Raw genomic sequence first — 18,675 nt, forward strand, 5'->3', positions numbered from 1 at the left:
CAGGGCGGCGGAAATCGCGTCTCCGCCGCCGATAATTCTCTCCTGGGCACCACTTTACCCAAACATAGGTTGGTATCGCTTCACTGCCTTGCAATCGCAAGGAGCTGAATGCCCATTGCGATCCGTGCGAGACGGCCAGACGCGGAAGACGTGCGTCCTGAACGTGGGACGGGAAGGCAGTTCTCCCGCCGCCACCTATCCCTTTGCCGCCGTCACGATCAGTTCCACCTTATACTCGGGCGTGGCGAGCTTCGCCTCGCCGCAGGCACGGGCAGGGGCATGACCTTCGGGCACCCAGGCATCCCAGACGCTGTTCATCTCAGCGAAATCGGCCATATCGGCCAGCCAGATCACGCATTGCAGGATGCGCGTGGAATCCGACCCGGCCTCGGCTAGCAGTGTCTCGACCTTCTCGAGGCAAGTGCGGGTCTGGTCGGCGACGCTGTCGCCCGGATTACCGACCTGCCCGGCCAGATAAACGGTGCCGTTATGGGTGACGATCTGGCTCATGCGCTGGCCAGTGTGGTGACGAGTGATATCGCTCATGGGCGGGTCCTTTCGGTTGGATCAGAAAATACGGTCGGGCGCGAGTGCGGCGCGAGTTGCCGCGTCGAGCACGGGCACGGCCCCGGTCAGAAGTGCTGCGCTGAACTGCGATAGCGCGGGCGCGGTCTGAACGCCATAACCGCCCTGCCCCGCCAGCCAGAAAAACCCATCGGCGCGCGGATCGAAACCCGCCACCGGCGTGCGGTCGGGCGCGAAGGTGCGCAAGCCCGCCCAGCTGTGTTCCAGCCGTGTCACCTCATGCGTCACCGCCTGCTCGAACCGGTGGAGGCCCTCGGCAAGCACCATGTCCTCGGGCCAGGCGTCGTGCGGCTCGACCGGGTCTTCGTCGGCGGGCGACACCATCAGCTTGCCCGCCTCGGGCTTGGCGTACCAGGTCTCGGCGATGGACCCGAAGATCGGCCAATGCTCAGTTTCGTGCCCCTCGGGGGCAGGAATGATCGCGGCGGAGCGGCGATAGGGTTGCAGGCCGAGACGCGGCAGACCGGCCATCGCGGCAACCTCGTCGGCCCATGCGCCCGCTGCGTTGACTATGACGGGCGCGGCAAAGCTGCCCTGCGCTGCGTCCACGTGCCATTGCCCCGCCTCATGCCGGAGCGCCTGCACCTGCGCGCCGGTGACGATCTGCCCCCCGCGCGCCCGAAGCATCCTTGCATAGCCCTGCAACAGCAGATCCACGTCGATGCCGCGCGCGTCGCGCTCGATCATCGCGCCTGCAATGCGCTCGGGGCGCAGGATGGGGACGATCTCGGCAGCCTCACGGCCTGTCAACCGCTCCACCCCTACCGCGCCGTCGAGATAGGCATCAAGCTTGGGCAGCTCCTCCTCCGAGGCGACCATCAACTCGCCGCGCGGGCTGAGGATCGGTTTGTCGCTGATCTCGCCGGGCTGCTCGAAAATCGGCTCGGCCACGGCATTCAATGCCCTCAGCGTCGCGTTGCCGTAATTGCGGATAAAGATCGCCGCCGAGCGCCCGGTCGCGTGGTAGCCGATCTGCGGCTCGCTCTCCAACACGGTCACGCGTGCCCCGGCGCGGGCGCATTCGGCCGCCGCACTTACGCCCGCGATGCCGCCGCCGATAATGATGATATCGCTCATGACAGCACCCGCTCAAAACCGGTCAGCGTCGCGGTCAGGTTCTGGCCCAATTCCTTGCAGAGATACCCGCCTTCCTGCACGAAAAGCGTGGGCAACCCGAGGTTTGCTATCGCCCCGCCGATGCGCCCAAACCCCGGCGTGGTGATAGCCAGTCCCTGAAACGGATCGCCCTCATAGGCATCGAGGCCGAGCGCGACCACCACCGCGTCAGCGCCGAAATTGACGATCCGCTCCAGTGCGCGGTCGAGCGTGCGCAGGTAATCGTCATCGCCGGTCTTTCGCGGCAGCGGCAGGTTGAGGTTGTAGCCCATGCCGCGCCCCGCGCCGCGCTCCGCCGCATGACCCCAGAAGAACGGGTAGAACCGTTCGGGATCGGCATGAATCGACACGGTCAGCACATCGTCGCGGTTGTAGAAGATGCCCTGCGTGCCGTTGCCGTGATGCACGTCCACATCGAGGATGGCGGTGCGCAGCCCGTCCATACGCAACCGTTCAGCCGCGATCGCGGAATTGTTGAGAAAGCAGAAGCCCCCCGCAAGATCGCCGAAGGCATGATGCCCCGGCGGGCGACAGAGCGCATAGGCGGCGCGCTCACCCGATGCGACAAGATCGGCCCCCGTCACCGCCACCTGCGCCGACCAATAGGCGGCCTCCCACGTGCCCGCGCCGATGGGACAGGCAGTATCGGCCTGATGATAGCCCGCCTGCCCTACAGCGGATTTGGGGTAGCCATCGCCGCGCGTGGCGGGGTGGATGTTGGGGATCACCTCGGGCCCGCCGCCCTCGATCCGCTGCCAGCGGGCGTGGATATTGCGCAGAAAGGTTACATACTCCGGCGAATGGAGCGCGGCGATGGGGCCGAGCCCGGCATCATTCGGGGCGACAATCTCGCACCCCGCCGCGCGCGCACCCTCGGTTAGCCGGGCGATGCGTTCGGGTTGTTCGGGGCTGGGCTGAATGACGCCATTTGCCATGAAATGCTGGGGGTCATGCTTCCACTGGCGGTCGTCGAAAATGGCCTTCATCTGCCCTCTCCCTTCAGTCTGTCGAGGCCTGCCCTTGGCAGGCGCATCTGTGTCACTTGGTCCTGCGGCGCAAAGCCCAGGCGCTCGTAGAACCGGCGCGACGCGGTGCTGTGGCCATAGACCGCCAGCGTCATCCATGCCGCACCCCATTGCACCTCAGCCCGGCGCGCCACCTCGGCCAGAAGGCACCGCCCCGCCCCCTGCCCGCGCGTCGCCGCATCGACCCAGAGATCCGAGACATAGACCCCCGCCGCCCCCTGCGCGGTGGAAAACACCGGGCTATAGAGCGCCGCGCCGATCAGGTCATGCTTCACCGCCAGAAGTCCGTAAGCCGCTGGCGTATCCCCCATCAGCCCGGCGCGCAAGGCATCCAGACCGGCCATATGCTGATCCCCCAGATCATGGCTGAGGGACCGCAAGGCCCGGTCCAGAAGAACCATATCCGCCTCTGTCGTGACCGCGCGATACTCCGTCCCCATGGCTCAGATCGCCGTCCGGTCCGCGCCCTTGAGACGCAAGAGGCGGCGCGCACCATCCGCATCCACCACCTCGCGCCCCATGGCCTCGACAATACCGCGCACTTTCTCCACCTGCTCGGCATTGGACCGCGCGAGCGTGCCGCGCGCAATCGTCAGACTGTCCTCCAGCCCCACGCGCACATGCCCGCCCATTGCCGCCGCCTGCGCCGCCATCGGCATCTGGTGACGGCCCGCAGCCAGCACCGAGAACATGTAATCGTCACCGAACAGCTTGTCGGCGATCCGCACCATGTGGCTCAGGTTTTCGGGGTCCGGCCCCATGCCCCCCAGCACGCCAAAGACGAACTGGATGAAGAACGGCGCCTCGATCAGGCCCCGATCGGCGAAATGGCGCAGCATGTAGAGATGCCCCAGATCGTAGCATTCGAATTCAAACCGCGCGCCGCGCTCCTGCCCCAATTCCGTCAGGATGCGGGCAATGTCGCGCGGGGTGTTCTTGAACACCAGATCGTCGGAGGCTTCGAGAAACGGCTTTTCCCAGTCATGCTGCCAGTCGGTGATCCGCCCGGCCATCGGGTAGAGGGCGAAATTCATCGTGCCCATGTTGAGCGAGGCCATTTCCGGCGCGGCCTCTTTAGGCGCAGCAAGGCGCTCATCGAGGCTCATCACCGCACTGCCCCCGGTCGAGATGTTCAGCACTGCATCGCAGCCCTGTTTGAGGCGCGGCAGGAAGGCGCGGAAATGCGTGGGGTCGGCAGAAGGGCGGCCGGTCTCGGGGTCGCGCGCGTGCAGATGCAGGATCGACGCGCCCGCCTCTGCCGCCTCGACACCTGCCGTTGCGATCTCATCCGCGGTCACCGGCAGATGCGGTGACATGCTGGGCGTGTGGATCGAACCGGTGAGCGCGCAGGTGATGATGATCTCGCGCATCACACCGCCCGCTCCAGCGCCGGGCGGATTGCCTTGGTGAACTGCGACAGCGAGGCATCGAGCATCTCGATGATCTCGTCGAGATGCGTCTCGGTCGCGATCATCGGCGGGGCGACGATGATATGATCGCCCTCCACCCCGTCGCGGGTGCGCCGCGAATAGACGATCAGCCCCTTGTCATAAGCGATCTGCACGAAGCGGTTGAAGGCATTCAGGTGCTTGGGCAGCGGGGCCTTGCTGCCCCGATCAGCCATGAATTCGAACGCGGTGAGCAGCCCCTTGCCGCGCACGTCGCCGATGATGGCATAGCGCTGCATCAGCCCCTCCAGCCGTTCCTTGAGTTTCACGCCCAAGCGCGCGGCATTGCCCACCAGATCCTGCCGCTCGATCTCGTCGATCACGGCCAGACCGGCGGCGCAGGCCAGCGGGTTTCCGGCATAGGTATAGCCATGCAGAAAGCCGCCTGCATCGAGCACGGCCTCAACCAGTCGCTCATGCGCGGCCATCGCGCCAAGCGGCACATAACCGGCGGCGAACCCCTTGGACATGACGATGATGTCGGGGGAAAGGTTCCAATGCTCGGAGGCAAGGAACCTGCCCGTGCGCCCCGCGCCGGTCATTACCTCATCAAGGATCAGCAGCACGCCATACCGGCGACAAATCTCCTGCACCCGCTCCATATAGCCGCGCGGCGGCACCAACGCCCCGGTCGAGGCACCACCGATAGGCTCCACGACAAAGGCCAGCACGCTCTCAGGCCCTTCCTCCACAATCTTGGCCTCCAGCATATCGGCGTAATGATGGCCCGTCGCCTCGTCCTCGGGGTCAAGCCCGTCAAGATAGGCGCGGGGCGCGGGCACCTTGGGCATCGCCTGCATCATCGGCGCAAAGGGATCGGTCAGCGGTGCATAGGACGTGATGGCGAGCGCGCCAAGCGTGCAGCCGTGATAGGAAGGCGCGCGGCTGATGATCTTCCAGCGGCGACCCTCACCGATCGCCAGTGCATATTGCCGCGCCAGCTTCAGCGCCGATTCCACCGCCTCGGACCCGCCCGAGACAAAGAACACGCGGTTAAGGCCCTCGGGGCACAAGGCGGCGGTCTTGGCGGCGAGTTTCTCGGATGCCTCGGTCTCGAAATGCAGGCGGTAGCCAAAAGTGGATTTCTCCATCTGACGGCGCATCGCCTCCAGCACATTCTCGTTGGAATGGCCGATATTGCACACCATCGCGCCGGATGATCCGTCCAGATAGCGTTTGCCGTCCACGTCCCACATGTAGACGCCGCGCGCCTGATCTAGCACCGGCTTGCGCTCGCGCCCCTGATAGAAAAGATGAGAGGGTTTCACGTTCATTGTCTTATCCCGGAAGCGCCGCGCAATCCTGCGGGCGCAGATGCAGATGGACCGCATCGCCCGCCGCAAAGGGGCGTTCGTCGATCATGTTGATGGCTTGCAGCTGCGCCTCGCCCGCGCGGACGAAATAGCGCACCGCCTGTCCCTGATAATCCACTGTTTCGACGGTGGCGGGAACCGAAATCACGCCCTCGGGGGCCTGGGCTTTTGACAGCAACAGTTTCTCGGCACGCACCACCAGCTTGGCCGCGCCGGTGCCGGTGAGGTTTGGAGCCTTGGCAGCGGGCACCTGCACACGGCCAAAGGTAGGCTCTTCGAGCACGACGGCGGCACCGTGATCGGTGCAGGTCGCCGCCATTATATTGGAGGCCCCGAGAAAATTGGCGACGAATTCCGAAGCGGGGGTGTTGTAGACTTCTTCGGGCTTGCCCACCTGTTCCACCCGGCCCCCTGACATCACCACAATCAGATCGGACATGGCCAGCGCTTCGGACTGGTCATGGGTGACAAAGACAGTCGTCACGCCGATACGCTCCTGAATGCGCTTCAATTCCACCCGCATATCCTCGCGCAGGTTCGCGTCAAGCGCGGAGAGCGGCTCGTCCAGAAGCAGCACGTCCGGCTCGATCACGATGGCACGGGCAAGCGCGATGCGCTGTTGCTGCCCGCCTGACAGTTCCTTGGGATAGCGGTCCCCGACATTAGGCAGTTGCACCAGATCGAGCGCCGCCTGCACCTTGGCCGGGATCTCGGATTTTGGAACGTCGCGGTATTTCAGGCCAAAGGCCACGTTCTCGGCCACGGTCTTGTGCGGGAAGAGCGCGTAGTTCTGAAAGACGAGGCCAAGGTTGCGCTTGTGAATGGGCACGTCGTTGACGCTACGGCCACCGATCAGGATTTCCCCCTCACTCGGGTCGAGCAGCCCGGCGATCATCCGCAGGTTCGTGGTCTTGCCACAGCCCGAGGGCCCCAGCAGCGTGACGAACGCGCCCTCTGGGATCTCCAGCGTGGTGCGATGCACGGCGGTGAATGTGCCGAAGCGCTTGACGATGTCTTGTAGGGTGACGGCGCTCATCGCGGTCTCCTATGTTGCGAGGCCGCGCGAGGCGGCGGGCACGCAATTTCGAAATTGCGTGACCAAGACCGTTCGAACGGCCTTGGCACTCCTTGAGAACCGGATCGCTCAGTAGCCGCGCTGCACGCGGCTGAAGGTCTCGGACCATTCCGCCTCATTGCCGTTCCAGTATTTCGGATCGGCAAAGGTGAGCGATGCGAGCGTGCCCGTGGGATCATAGGCCGGCAGGGTCGGAATCTTGTCACCGAGATCGACCTTGGTGCCGTCAAGCGCGGGCGGATAGTTCTGCCCCTCGGCCACGGCGATGGAGGTCTCGGGCGCCAGCATGAAGTTCAGCAGTTCCTCGCAGGCCTCGACGGGGCTGCCCTTGAGAACATGCAGGCATTCCTGCCACGCAAAGCTGCCCGGCGCGTCGTAATAGCCGATATCATGGCCTTGCTGTTGCAAGGCGGCGATACGGCCCGACCAGCCTTCGGTCACGTAGATTTCCTCTTCGGCCAGCAGGCTCATCAGTTCCGCGCCCGACGACCAGTATTTCAGCGCCAGATCGCGGTGGCTGCGGATTGCGTCCCAGACGGCCTCCATATCCTGAATGTTGTTCGGGTCCTGACCCGTCTGGAGCGCGCCGTACCAGATGCGGGTGCGCCACTCGCCCCAACCACCGATCTTGCCCTTATAGGCTTCGTCGATCAGGATGCTGGCACCTTTCTCCTTCATCTCCTCGTCGGAGATATACTTGCGGTTATAGGCCAGCCCCGTCGTGCCATAGTCATAGGGCACCGCCGAGAGGTAATCCGGCGTCACGCCCCGGAATGCATTGGTCAGCGCATCCATCACCAGCGACATGTTGGGGATGTTGTCGAGGTTCAATTCCACCGTCAGGCCGAAATTCACATAGCGGGCATAATCGAACACGCCCGAGAGATGCGCGATGTTATATTCGCCCTCCTGGCTGGAGCGGACCTGTGCCATATATTCATCGCTGCCCGCGAACGTGCCATCGACGACATTGATACCAGTCTTGGCGGTATAGGGATCAAAAGCATGCTCGCGAAACGCCTCGGACACGACACCGCCCCAGCCATCAAAGCGCACCTGCTTGACGTCCTGCGCATGGGCCAGCTTGGCAAAGGGCGTCTGCACGCCATAGGCGAGGCCCGCCGCCCCGATCAGCCCCAGAAAATTGCGCCGATCCAGATCGCCGTTGCGATAACGCTCAAGCAGGCGTTCATATCGTTTGCTATTGTCCATTTTTCATATCTCCTTGTTGAGGGTTAATGCGGTTCTTAACTGCCGCTTTTCATGGCGAGTTTGCGGGCCACCGCCGCGCCAACCAGCGGCAGGCCCACGGTCATCACGATCATCACCGTGCCGAGCGCGTTGATTTCCGGGCTGATTGAATTGCGCAGCATCGAAAAGATCTGCGTCGGCACGGTCTCCACCCCGCCCGGCTTCCAGAACAGCGTGCCGGTAATGTCATCGAAACTGATGGTGAAGGCAAAGAGCGCGCCAGCGGCAACGGCGGGCAGCATCAACGGCAGCGTGACCGCGAAAAACGTCTGCACCGGCGAGGCCCCGAGGCTGAGCGCCGCCTCCTCCACGTCGCGCTTGATTGACACCAGACGCGCCTGCACCACGAGGATCACGAAGGGCAGGGTAAAGATCACGTGGCCCGCCAGCAGCAGCGCAAAGCTCTTGCCGAGGCCGAGCCAGTTGAGAAACAGCAATAGCGCCACCGCCAGCACCACCTCTGGCACCAGGATGGGCGCGATCAGCAGCGTGGTGATCGTGTTGCGCCCGGGGATCTTGTAGCGCACCAGCGCAAGGCTCGCGAGGATACCCAAGGTGGTCGAGATCACCGCTGTCATCAGCCCAAGCACGATCGAGGTGCGAAAGGCGCGCATCACAGCATCATTATTCCACAATTCCTCGAACCAGCGCAGCGACATGCCGGTCATCGGGAAACTGCCGAACTGATTGGCGTTGAACGACAGCAGCACCACCACCGCCACCGGCAGGAACATGAAACCATAGACCAGAACGGTCCAGATGCGAATCGCCTGCCAGCCCATCACCCGAGCCCCTTGGCGAGTTGCGCCATGCCGAGATAACGATTGTAGATGCCCACCAGTACGCCCAGCACCGCCAGCAGCAAGAGCGACAGCGCCGAGCCGAGCGGCCAGTTGAGCTGCGTGATGATCGCCTCGAACACCAGGTTGGCGAACATCGCGTCACGCGGTCCACCAAGAATCACCGGGGTGATATAGGTGCCCGCGCCCAGCACGAAGCACAGCAATCCGCCCGCCGCCAGACCGGGCAGCGACAGCGGCAGGGTCACTTGGCGAAACGCCTCCCACCGTGTGGCACCAAGCGAGGTGGCGGCGTCTTCGAGATTGGTATCGATACCCTCAAGGCTGACATAGACATTCAGCACCATGAACGGCAGCAGGAAATGCACGAGCCCGAGGATCACCGTCGCCTCGTTATAGAGCATCTGCATCGGCTCGCTGATGATCCCGAGCGACAGGAGCAAGGTATTGAGCGCGCCCGAGGTGCCGAGAATGTTGATCCAGCTCATCGTGCGGATAATGTAACTGATCCAGAACGGCAGCATCAGCAAGAGCAGCAGGATCATCTTGTTGCCCTTGGACCGCGCGATGAAATACGCCGCCGGATAGCCCATCAGCCCGCAGATCACGGTGGTGATCGCCGCGATTTTCAGCGTGTTGAGCAATATGTCGCGATAAAACCGGTCGCTCAGCGCCTTTTCCCAATTGTCGAGGAAGAACCCGACCTGATCCGCCCCCATGGCCGAGCGCAGCCAGAACGAATAGACCACGATGAACATCAGCGGGATTATCAGCAGGAAAAGTACCGCCCCGAGGGCGGGTGAAAGCAATATCCACGGCTGTCTTGCCTCGCGGGCTTCGACCGACATGCGTCTCCCTTTCCTGCGCTGCCCGTCGAATGCGGGCTTGCCCAGAGGGTGCAAAGCGGTCCATCATTAATCAAATAGATAAGAAGAATTATGACAATAGATGAGATCTATGGATAGCCGCGACAGCCCTGAACGGATCATGCGCGAGATGGATTGGAACCTCTTGCGCACCTTCGTCGTACTGGCGCAATCACGGTCGGTCACAGACGCCGCAAACCGGTTGCGCCTGACCCAGCCGTCGGTCTCTACCGCCTTGAAAAGGCTTGAGGATCGGGTGGGAAAACGTCTCATCCACCGTTCGCCGGGGCGGTTCGAGCTGACCGAGGCCGGCGAGGTGCTCTATCGCGAGGCGCTGGATATCCAAGGCTCGATCCTGCGTCTCTCGACCCTGATGCGCAACATGACCGACGAGGTGACAGGGCATGTGCGGCTGTCTCTGGCAAGCCATGTCATCTGCCCGCTTTTTGATCAGGTGCTGGCCGAGTTCCACACCGAGAATCCGCGCGCGACGCTCACGATCGAGGTGCATTCCTCGGCGCAGGCGATCGAGACAGTCTCGGCGCGCTCGGCCTCCTTCGCCATCTGCCTCGTGCATCAGCGCAATCCCAAGCTGGAATATCTGCGCCTCTACCGCGAATTCTTCGGCCTGTTTTGCGGCCCGCCACACGCCCTCTTTGGCCGCCGCGACCTCACCCGCGCCGATCTGGCGGGCCAAAGCGCCGTCAGCTTCGAGACCGACCGCCTGCAGGACGCGCTCAAGCCGGTGACGCTGATGCGCGCGCAGGCCGAACTGGGCGATCAGATCATCGCCACGTCGAGCCATCTGGAGGAGGTGCGCCGCATGATCATCGCGGGTCTCGGCATCGGCCCCTTGCCTCTGCACGTGGCCGAGCGCGATGTGCGCGACGGCCTCTTGTGGCAATTGCCGCCCTATGATCAAACGGCGGCGGTGGATGTGCATGTGGTCTGGAACCCGCGCGCCGTGCTCAACCGCGCGGAACAGTCGCTGCTCGACCGGCTCTTGCGGCGCATCGACGAAACCCCGATAGACGCACGGACCTATCGCTGACACCACCGCGCGACATGACTGGTCAAGCATCGTGATTGCGCGCACTCTTGCACCTGCGCGGTGACCCGATACAACGAATGCGTCTTGAGAGCGCAGAGGAGTCCTCATGTCGATTGCACTCATCATTCTGGCGGCGGGCAAGGGAACGCGGATGAACTCCGATCTGCCCAAGGTTCTGCACCGGATCGCCGATGCCCCGATGCTGGTGCATGCGATGCAGGCCGGTGCAGCACTCGACCCCGACCATACCGTGATCGTGGCAGGGCACGAGGCAAGGGCAGTGGCCGAAGCGGCGCAAGAGCATGACGAGGCGGCGCAGGTTGTCTTGCAAGAGGAACAGTTGGGCACCGCCCATGCCGTGGCGCAGGCGCGGGAGGCATTGGCGGGCTTCACCGGCGATGCCATCGTCCTCTATGGTGACACGCCCTTCATCCGCCCCGAGACGCTGCAAAAGATGGCCGCCGCGCGCGCCGCGCATGACGTGGTGGTGTTGGGGTTCGAGGCCGCCGATCCGGGGCGCTACGGGCGGCTGGTGGTCGAGGGTGGCGCGCTCAAGCGGATCGTGGAATTCAAGGACGCAAGCCCGGCGGAACGCGCGATCACCCTGTGCAACAGCGGCGTTGTCATGGTCCCTGCCCCGCTTCTCTTTGACCTGATCGAGGCCGTCGGCAACGACAATGCCTCGGGCGAGTATTACCTGACCGACATTGTGGGGCTGGCCCGCGCGCGTGGCCTCTCGGCCGCCGCCGTCACCTGTGACGAGGCCGAAACCATGGGCATCAATAGCCGCGCGGATCTGGGCCACGCCGAGGCCGCCTTTCAGGCCCGCGCGCGCGCCGGGGCAATGGAGAACGGCGTGACACTGATTGCGCCCGAGACTGTCTTTTTCGCCCATGACACCCATCTGGGTCGTGACTGCCTGATCGAGCCGAATGTGATCTTCGGCCCCGGCGTCACCGTCGAGACCGGCGCGCATATCCGCGCCTTCAGCCATCTCGAGGGCTGTCACGTCGCGCGCGGTGCGGTGGTGGGGCCCTATGCACGACTGCGCCCCGGCACCGAGTTGAGCGAAGACAGCCGGATCGGCAATTTCGTCGAGGTCAAGAACGCGCTGATCGGCGAGGGGGCCAAGGTCAATCACCTGAGCTATGTGGGAGACGCGCAGGTGGGCCGTGACAGTAATATCGGCGCTGGCACCATCACCTGCAATTACGACGGTGTGATGAAACACGAGACCCGCATCGGCGAACGGGTCTTCATCGGCTCGAACACCATGCTGGTGGCGCCGGTCTCGGTCGGCGACGAGGCGATGACCGGCTCCGGCTCGGTCATCACGCAGGATGTGGCCCCCGGCGCGCTCGCCATCGCGCGCGCCAAACAGGTCGACAAGCCCGGTTTCGGGCGCAAGCTGATGGAGATGCTGCGGGCCAGGAAGGCACGACAGGACAAGGAGCGCGGATAATGTGCGGAATCATCGGGGTTCTCGGCAATCATGAGGCGGCGCCGACGCTGGTCGAGGCGCTGAAGCGGCTTGAGTATCGCGGCTATGACAGCGCCGGGATCGCGACGCTGAACGACGGGCGGCTCGACCGGCGGCGCGCCGTGGGCAAGCTGGTGAACCTGTCCGATCTGCTGGTGCATCATCCGCTCGCGGGCAAGGCCGGTATCGGCCACACCCGCTGGGCCACGCATGGCGCACCAACCGAGGCCAATGCCCATCCCCACAAGGCCGGGCCGGTTGCCGTGGTGCATAACGGCATCATCGAGAATTACCGCGAGCTGCGTGCCGAACTCTCGCAGGCCGGTATCGGACACGAAACCGATACCGACACCGAGACGGTGGCGCTGCTCGCGCATCACCACATGACGCAGGGCATGAGCCCGGAGGCCGCCGCGCGCGCCACCGTCGAGCGGCTGAAGGGGGCCTATGCGCTGTGTTTCCTGTTCGACGGGCACCCCGACCTGTTGATCGCCGCGCGCAAGGGCAGCCCGCTCGCCGTAGGCCATGGCAAGGGCGAGATGTTCGTGGGCTCGGATGCCATCGCACTTGCGCCGATGACCGACCGCATCACCTATCTCGAAGAGGGCGATATCGCGGTCGTGACCCGGCAGGGCGTGACCATCACCGACGCGACGGGCGCTGAGGTCGCGCGCCCGGTCAAGACCATCGACAGTTTCGATGCGCAGGTCAACAAGGGCGGGCATCGGCATTTCATGGCCAAGGAGATCGCCGAGCAGCCCTCGGTGATCGGCACCGCGATCACCCACTACCTCAGCACGGACGGGCGCGATATCGTGCTGCCCGAGGGCGCGCCCGATCTGGCCGAGGTTCCTCGATTGAGCCTCGTGGCCTGCGGCACCGCCTACTATGCCTGCCTCACCGCGAAATACTGGTTTGAGCAATTGGCGGGCCTGCCGGTGGATGTCGATATCGCCTCGGAGTTCCGCTACCGTGAGCCGCCGCTGGTGCCGGGCACCGTGGCGCTCTTTGTCAGCCAATCGGGCGAGACTGCCGACACCCTTGCGGCGCTGCATTACTGCAAGGGGCGCGCCGATGCGATCCTGTCGCTGGTCAACGTCACCGAAAGCTCAATCGCGCGAGAGAGCGATCTGGCGCTGCCGATCCTCGCCGGTGCCGAGATCGGCGTTGCCTCGACCAAGGCCTTCACCTGCCAGTTGACCGTGCTGCTGTTGCTCGCGCTCAAGGCGGCGCATCTGCGTGGCCGGATGAGCAGCGATGCGCTGGCCGACATGCTGTCGAAACTGCGCGCCCTGCCCGCCACGCTCAACACCGCGATGGAGACCGGCCCCGCCATCCGCGCCGCCGCGCGCGATCTGTCGGGCGCGCAGAGCGCGCTTTTCCTGGGCCGGGGGATGATGTATCCGCTGGCCCTCGAAGGGGCGCTCAAGCTCAAGGAAATCAGCTATATCCATGCCGAGGCCTACGCCTCGGGCGAGTTGAAGCACGGACCGATCGCGCTGATCGACGAAACCCTGCCGGTGATCGTGATGGCCCCCTGTGACGCGCTCTTCGACAAGACTGTGTCGAACATGCAGGAGGTGATGGCGCGTAGCGGCCAAATTCTGCTGGTCTCGGACGCGAAGGGCGTCACGGCGGCTGGCGAGGAGACATGGCGGACGATCACCCTGCCCGATATCGACCCGGTGCTGGCCCCCATCCTCTACGCGCTGCCTGCGCAACTGCTGGCCTATCACACCGCCATCGCCAAGGGCACCGATGTGGACCAGCCGCGCAACCTCGCAAAATCCGTAACGGTGGAGTAGGAAGACACCCATGCTCTGGCTTCATATCGGCATGCCCAAGACCGGCACTACGGCGCTTCAGGGGTATCTGCATGCGCAGCCGGGGTTTCTGGAGGGTCACGGCATCCGCTACATGACCACGGGCCGCGACCGGGGCACCGGTGCCGCGCGGCTGATCTGCCACAACGCCATGGCGGTTCACATGAGCCGGGGCTGGCAGAACGCGCCGCAGGACGAGCCCGAGGATTTCGCCGCAGAATATGCCGGACACAGCGCGCAGCACTGCATCCTCTCGAGCGAGATGTTCTTCGGTCGCGACCTGCCCCCCCTCCAGCACCGTTTCCTCAGCCGCATCGACGCACCGGTGCGCGTGATTCTCTATCTCCGCCGCTTCGATGATTTCATCGAGGCCGATTACAAGCAACGCGCCAAGAACGCGATGCAGACCGGAGGGGTCGATGCCTTTGTGGCCCGGCGTCTGGAGCAGATTGAAAGCGATCCCGATTACATGAATCTCGACACGCTTTTCGAACGTATCGAGACACAAATACCGGAGGCCGAGATCCTGCCCCGCCTCTACCTGCGCGACGAGATGGCGGGACAGGACGTGATCCCCGATTTTTTATCGGCCCTCGGTGTCGCTCCCGAGGCTGTGACCCTGCCGCGCGTCGCCGCGAACCGGTCGCTGTCGCGTCTCGCCAGCGAGGCGCTCGGCCTTTTCGACGAGCGCGCCGCCGGATTTGACAAGAAGGCGCGCCGCCGCATCGGGCGGCTTCTACAGCAAAGCGAAGACCCCATGCTCTTTGCCAGTGGCGACGTGCTGAGACCGGACGAGCGCCAGCAGATCAACGACACGCTGGAGGCGCGCAACGCGGCGATGCGGCAGCGGTATTTCCCGGATCGCGTCAGGCTCTTTCCCCCGCACACCGATTTGCCAGAGCATCCGCCGCGCGGCCATTCGGGTGAGGTGGTGGAATTTCAGCACGCGGTGCGCGCCATCCTGAAACTGATCCGGCGCGAAAGCTGAAGCAGGGCGAAAATGGCCTGAAGCTGCCGTTGCTGTGAGCCGCGCCATTGCCAGGCCGCGGACTGGTGATCTTACGCGGTTTCAGGGCACTTTATGTCTGCCAAATCCGAATAACTCTGATTGGCGCGCGAACTTAGACAAATCGCCAGTCCGTGGGGGCGGCCTGGCGATGGCGCGGCGGCCTCCGGCCTTGTTCCGCGCCGGGTCTGTCGAACCAAGGTCGGCTCAAGGCCAAACGCCACGTTCCCCAAAAAGAAACCGCGCGGCCCGTGTCGGGGCCGCGCGGCGACGTCTCATATCGTGGCGTGACGCCCGATCAGGTCAGATCGAAGCGATCGGCCTCCATCACCTTGGACCAGGCGGCGACGAAATCTTTCACAAATTTCTCCGCATTGTCGTCTTGCGCATAGACCTCGGCATAGGCCCGCAGGATCGAGTTGGAGCCAAACACCAGATCGACGCGGGTCGCGGTGTGTTTTGTCTCGCCCGATTTGCGGTCAACGATGTTGTAGGTGCCGCTGCCCGCAGGCTCCCACTTGTAGCCCATGTCGGTGAGCGTGGTGAAGAAATCGGTCGAGAGCGCGCCGACGTCGTCGGTAAAGACACCATGCGCCGTGCCGCCGTGGTTGGTGCCCATCACTCGCATGCCGCCGATCAGCGCGGTCATCTCATGCGCCGTGAGGCCCATCAGCTGCGCCCGGTCGAGCAGCATTTCCTCGGGGCTGACGACATAGTCCTGCTTGGCCCAGTTGCGGAAGCCATCGGCCAGCGGCTCCAACACGTCAAAGGATGCGGCATCGGTCATCTCGGCCGTGGCATCGCCGCGACCGGGATGGAACGGCACCTCGACGTCGAACCCGGCGGCCTTGGCCGCCTGCTCGACACCGACATTCCCAGCCAGCACAATCACGTCGGCAAGGCTTGCGCCGCTCTCGTTGGCAATCGGCTCCAGCACGCCCAGAACACGCGCCAGACGCTCGGGCTCGTTGCCTTCCCAGTCCTTTTGCGGGGCCAGACGGATACGCGCGCCATTGGCACCCCCGCGCATGTCAGAGCCGCGATAGGTGCGTGCGCTGTCCCATGCGGTGTTGACCATGTCCGACAGGCTCAACCCGCTGTCGGCGATCCTGGCCTTGACCGCCGCCACATCATAGCCGGTAGGACCTGCCGGGATCGGGTCCTGCCAGATCAGGTCTTCGCCCGGAACGTCGGGGCCGATATAGCGCGCCTTGGGCCCCATGTCGCGATGCGTCAGCTTGAACCAGGCCCGCGCGAAGGTGTCCGAGAAATAGGCTTCGTCGGCCATGAACTTCTCGCATATTGCGCGGTAGGTCGGGTCCATCTTCATCGCCATGTCGGCGTCGGTCATCATCGGCATCACGCGCTTGGAGGTATCGGTGGTGTCGACCGGCATGTCCTCTTCCTTGATGTCGACGGGCTGCCACTGCCACGCGCCTGCAGGAGATTTGGTCAGCTCCCATTCATAGCCGAAGAGCAGCTTGAAATAACCCATGTCCCACTGTGTCGGATTGGTCGTCCACGCACCCTCGATCCCCGAGGTAATCGCGTTGGTCGCCTTGCCGCCTAGGTTGGGGTTGACCCAGCCAAGGCCCTGCGTCTCGACATCCGCGCCCTCGGGCTCGGCCCCGAGCGTGGCTGCATCGCCGTTGCCATGCGCCTTGCCAACGGTGTGCCCGCCACAGGTCAGCGCCGCGGTTTCCTCGTCATCCATCGCCATGCGCGCAAAGGTCTCGCGCACCTGCGCGGCGGTCTTGAGCGGGTCGGGCTGCCCGTTGACGCCTTCGGGATTGACGTAGATCAGACCCATCTGCACGGCGGCGAGCGGGTTTTCCATCGTATCGGGCTTGGCCACATCGCCATAGCGGTTGTCGGACGGGGCGAGCCATTCCTTTTCGGCCCCCCAGTAGGTGTCTTTCTCCGGGTGCCAGATATCGGCGCGGCCAAAGGCGAAACCGTATGTCTTGAGACCCATCGATTCGTAGGCCACGGTGCCCGCGAGGATGATGAGGTCGGCCCAGCTCAGACGGTTGCCGTACTTCTTTTTGACCGGCCACAGCAGGCGTCGCGCCTTGTCGAGGTTGCCGTTGTCGGGCCAGGAATTGAGCGGCGCAAAACGGACGTTGCCGGTGCCAGCACCACCACGCCCGTCAGCCAGCCGATAGGTGCCCGCCGCGTGCCAGGACATGCGGATCATCAAGCCGCCGTAGTGCCCCCAATCGGCGGGCCACCAATCCTGGTTGTCGGTCATCAGCGCGGTGACATCGGCCTTGACCGCGTCGAAGTCGAGCTTCTTGACCTCTTCGGCATAGTCGAAGTCCGACCCCATCGGATTGGTCTTGCTGTCATGCTGATGCAAAATGTCGAGATTGAGTGCATTGGGCCACCAGCTGGTGACGCTCGTGCCGCTCTCGGTCAGCCCGCCATGCATAACGGGGCATTTGCCCATATCGTTGCCGTCCATCTTGTCCTCCAATTCAGGTTGGGTCTGCGGTATTCGCTGCTGCGGTGCGGGCGCATGCCTCAACTTATCCGCAAAATGTAGAATCGTTCTAACAAATCCACGACATTAGGGGAAGTTGCGTTTTCTGATCAAAGCGATAGGTTTTTGTTATTGATTTGTCACAGCCGGTTCAGCAAGTCGCGTGTTGGCCAAGCATCAACCGGCAGTCCCAGCTTGCCCTGCATCTCGCGCACCGCAGCACGCGTATTGGCCCCGAGAATACCGTCCACCCCGCCGACATCATAGCCGCGCGCCTTGAGCTTGCGTTGCAGCGCCTTCATCTCCTCACCCGAAAGCCCCGGCGCGGGGTGGCCCGCGTCAAACACAGGCGCACCCTCCAACCGGTTGGCGAAATAGGCGGCGGTCAGCACGTAAGTAAAGCTCTGGTTCCATTCGAAATAGACCCGGAAATTGGGATAAGCGAGAAAGGTCGGCCCGCCCTTGCCCTGCGGCAGGATCACGCTGGCGGGCAGGTTCGCGATCTCGCCATGACGCGGGCGCAGGCCCATGGCGGCCCAGTCGGCACCGCTGCGTGTCACCTCCAGCCCCGATTGCGCCCAGTCGAAGCCCTGCGGCAGCGCCACCTCCTGCAACCACGGCTCATTCGCGCGCCAGCCCAGCCCGGCCAGCATCGACGCCCCGGACAAGAGCGCATCGGGTGCCGAGGATTTCAATCGGACATGCCCGTCGCCATCGCCGTCGGTGCCATGCTCCAGGATGTCCTCTGGCAGCATCTGCACCATGCCGATTTCCCCGGCCCAGGCGCCGGTGGTGCGGGCGGGGTCGAAATCGCCCCGCGCGAAAAGCTCGATCGCGGCGAAGATCTGCGGGCGGAAGATCTCGGGGCGGCGGCAGTCATGCGCCAATGTCACCAGCGCGTCGCGGGTGTTGAAATCGCCCTGCACCGCGCCGTAATCGGTCTCGAAAGCCCAGAAGGCCAGCAACACACCCCGGCTGATGCCATAGTCACGCTCGATCCGGTCAAAGGTGCTGTCATAGCGCTCGGCCATCTGTCGGCCGCGGTTGAGCCGGTCGGCGCTGATCAGGCGGCGGGCAAACTCGGTGAAGGGCAGCTGAAACACGCCTTGACGCCGGTCGGCACGCAGCACCGATGCATCCTGCCGGACACCAGAAAAGAACCGCTGCACCGTCGCCGCGTCATGGCCGCGCGCCCGTGCCTCCTCGCGCAGATCCGCGACGAAGGTGTTGAAATCGCCGCCGCAGGCTGCTGCTGCCCCACCCGCTGTCAACGCCCAGAACGCGCCCGCCAATCCGATCCGCCGCATGTCATACCTCACTGTTTTCGAACGCGCCGATGAAACAGGATCGCCCG

16 protein-coding genes are annotated in these 18,675 nt (G+C 64.1%); 4 read left to right on the forward strand and 12 right to left on the reverse strand.

What is annotated here, in order from left to right; all coding sequences use genetic code 11:
- Positions 1-195 precede the first annotated feature (195 nt).
- From BHD06_RS19100 to BHD06_RS19145, 10 genes are all read right to left on the reverse strand, one after another.
- Positions 196-546: a RidA family protein gene (locus BHD06_RS19100; protein ID WP_080458570.1), complete on the reverse strand. Its 351-nt coding sequence runs from the start codon at positions 544-546 to the stop codon at positions 196-198.
- 21 nt (positions 547-567) lie between these two features.
- Positions 568-1,662: an FAD-binding oxidoreductase gene (locus BHD06_RS19105; protein WP_080458571.1), complete on the reverse strand. Its 1,095-nt coding sequence runs from the start codon at positions 1,660-1,662 to the stop codon at positions 568-570.
- Positions 1,659-2,687 carry a histone deacetylase family protein gene (locus BHD06_RS19110; protein WP_080458572.1) on the reverse strand — a complete coding sequence of 343 codons (1,029 nt, stop codon included), beginning with the start codon at positions 2,685-2,687 and terminating at the stop codon, positions 1,659-1,661. Before BHD06_RS19110 ends, BHD06_RS19105 begins: the two co-directional genes overlap by 4 nt.
- Complete coding sequence (locus BHD06_RS19115; protein WP_080458573.1) at positions 2,684-3,166, reverse strand: GNAT family N-acetyltransferase; 483 nt, start codon at positions 3,164-3,166, stop codon at positions 2,684-2,686. Before BHD06_RS19115 ends, BHD06_RS19110 begins: the two co-directional genes overlap by 4 nt.
- A 3-nt stretch (positions 3,167-3,169) precedes the next feature.
- Positions 3,170-4,096, reverse strand: a complete 927-nt coding sequence (locus tag BHD06_RS19120) for a 3-keto-5-aminohexanoate cleavage protein (RefSeq protein WP_080458574.1) — start codon at positions 4,094-4,096, stop codon at positions 3,170-3,172.
- On the reverse strand, positions 4,096-5,448 hold the full coding sequence (locus tag BHD06_RS19125) for an aspartate aminotransferase family protein (RefSeq protein WP_080458575.1): 1,353 nt from the start codon (positions 5,446-5,448) through the stop codon (positions 4,096-4,098). Before BHD06_RS19125 ends, BHD06_RS19120 begins: the two co-directional genes overlap by 1 nt.
- A 4-nt stretch (positions 5,449-5,452) precedes the next feature.
- Positions 5,453-6,523, reverse strand: a complete 1,071-nt coding sequence (locus BHD06_RS19130; RefSeq protein ID WP_080458576.1) for an ABC transporter ATP-binding protein — start codon at positions 6,521-6,523, stop codon at positions 5,453-5,455.
- A gap of 108 nt (positions 6,524-6,631) precedes the next feature.
- The gene (locus BHD06_RS19135) at positions 6,632-7,774 is read right to left on the reverse strand and encodes a PotD/PotF family extracellular solute-binding protein (protein WP_080458577.1); all 1,143 of its coding nucleotides are present in this window, start codon (positions 7,772-7,774) and stop codon (positions 6,632-6,634) included.
- A gap of 35 nt (positions 7,775-7,809) precedes the next feature.
- Positions 7,810-8,595: an ABC transporter permease gene (locus tag BHD06_RS19140; protein WP_080458578.1), complete on the reverse strand. Its 786-nt coding sequence runs from the start codon at positions 8,593-8,595 to the stop codon at positions 7,810-7,812.
- Positions 8,595-9,461, reverse strand: coding sequence for an ABC transporter permease (locus tag BHD06_RS19145; RefSeq protein WP_080458579.1), 867 nt, complete (start codon positions 9,459-9,461; stop codon positions 8,595-8,597). Before BHD06_RS19145 ends, BHD06_RS19140 begins: the two co-directional genes overlap by 1 nt.
- 109 nt (positions 9,462-9,570) lie before the next feature.
- Between BHD06_RS19145 and BHD06_RS19150 the strand changes: the two genes are divergently transcribed.
- The 4 genes from BHD06_RS19150 to BHD06_RS19165 all read left to right on the forward strand — a co-directional run bounded on the left by BHD06_RS19150 (position 9,571) and on the right by BHD06_RS19165 (position 14,821).
- A complete protein-coding gene (locus BHD06_RS19150; RefSeq protein ID WP_080458580.1) occupies positions 9,571-10,530 on the forward strand; it encodes a LysR family transcriptional regulator in 960 nt (319 codons plus the stop codon).
- Positions 10,531-10,636: 106 nt separating this feature from the next.
- Entirely contained in the window at positions 10,637-11,992 is a 1,356-nt protein-coding gene (gene glmU, locus BHD06_RS19155; protein WP_080458581.1) for a bifunctional UDP-N-acetylglucosamine diphosphorylase/glucosamine-1-phosphate N-acetyltransferase GlmU, read from the forward strand.
- Complete coding sequence (gene glmS, locus BHD06_RS19160) at positions 11,992-13,815, forward strand: glutamine--fructose-6-phosphate transaminase (isomerizing) (protein ID WP_080458582.1); 1,824 nt, start codon at positions 11,992-11,994, stop codon at positions 13,813-13,815. The genes glmU and glmS overlap by 1 nt, the downstream gene beginning before the upstream one ends.
- Positions 13,816-13,825: 10 nt before the next feature.
- On the forward strand, positions 13,826-14,821 hold the full coding sequence (locus BHD06_RS19165; RefSeq protein WP_080458583.1) for a hypothetical protein: 996 nt from the start codon (positions 13,826-13,828) through the stop codon (positions 14,819-14,821).
- 316 nt (positions 14,822-15,137) lie between these two features.
- Here the strand turns inward: BHD06_RS19165 and katG are convergent, their stop codons facing one another.
- Together katG and BHD06_RS19175 are read right to left on the reverse strand one after the other, a co-directional pair.
- Entirely contained in the window at positions 15,138-17,303 is a 2,166-nt protein-coding gene (gene katG, locus BHD06_RS19170) for a catalase/peroxidase HPI (protein ID WP_080458584.1), read from the reverse strand.
- Between the two features lie 158 nt (positions 17,304-17,461).
- Positions 17,462-18,628 carry a lytic murein transglycosylase gene (locus BHD06_RS19175; RefSeq protein ID WP_080458585.1) on the reverse strand — a complete coding sequence of 389 codons (1,167 nt, stop codon included), beginning with the start codon at positions 18,626-18,628 and terminating at the stop codon, positions 17,462-17,464.
- Positions 18,629-18,675: the final 47 nt, after the last annotated feature.

It is taken from the genome of Roseovarius sp. A-2, assembly GCF_002072155.1.
Lineage (GTDB): Bacteria > Pseudomonadota > Alphaproteobacteria > Rhodobacterales > Rhodobacteraceae > Roseovarius.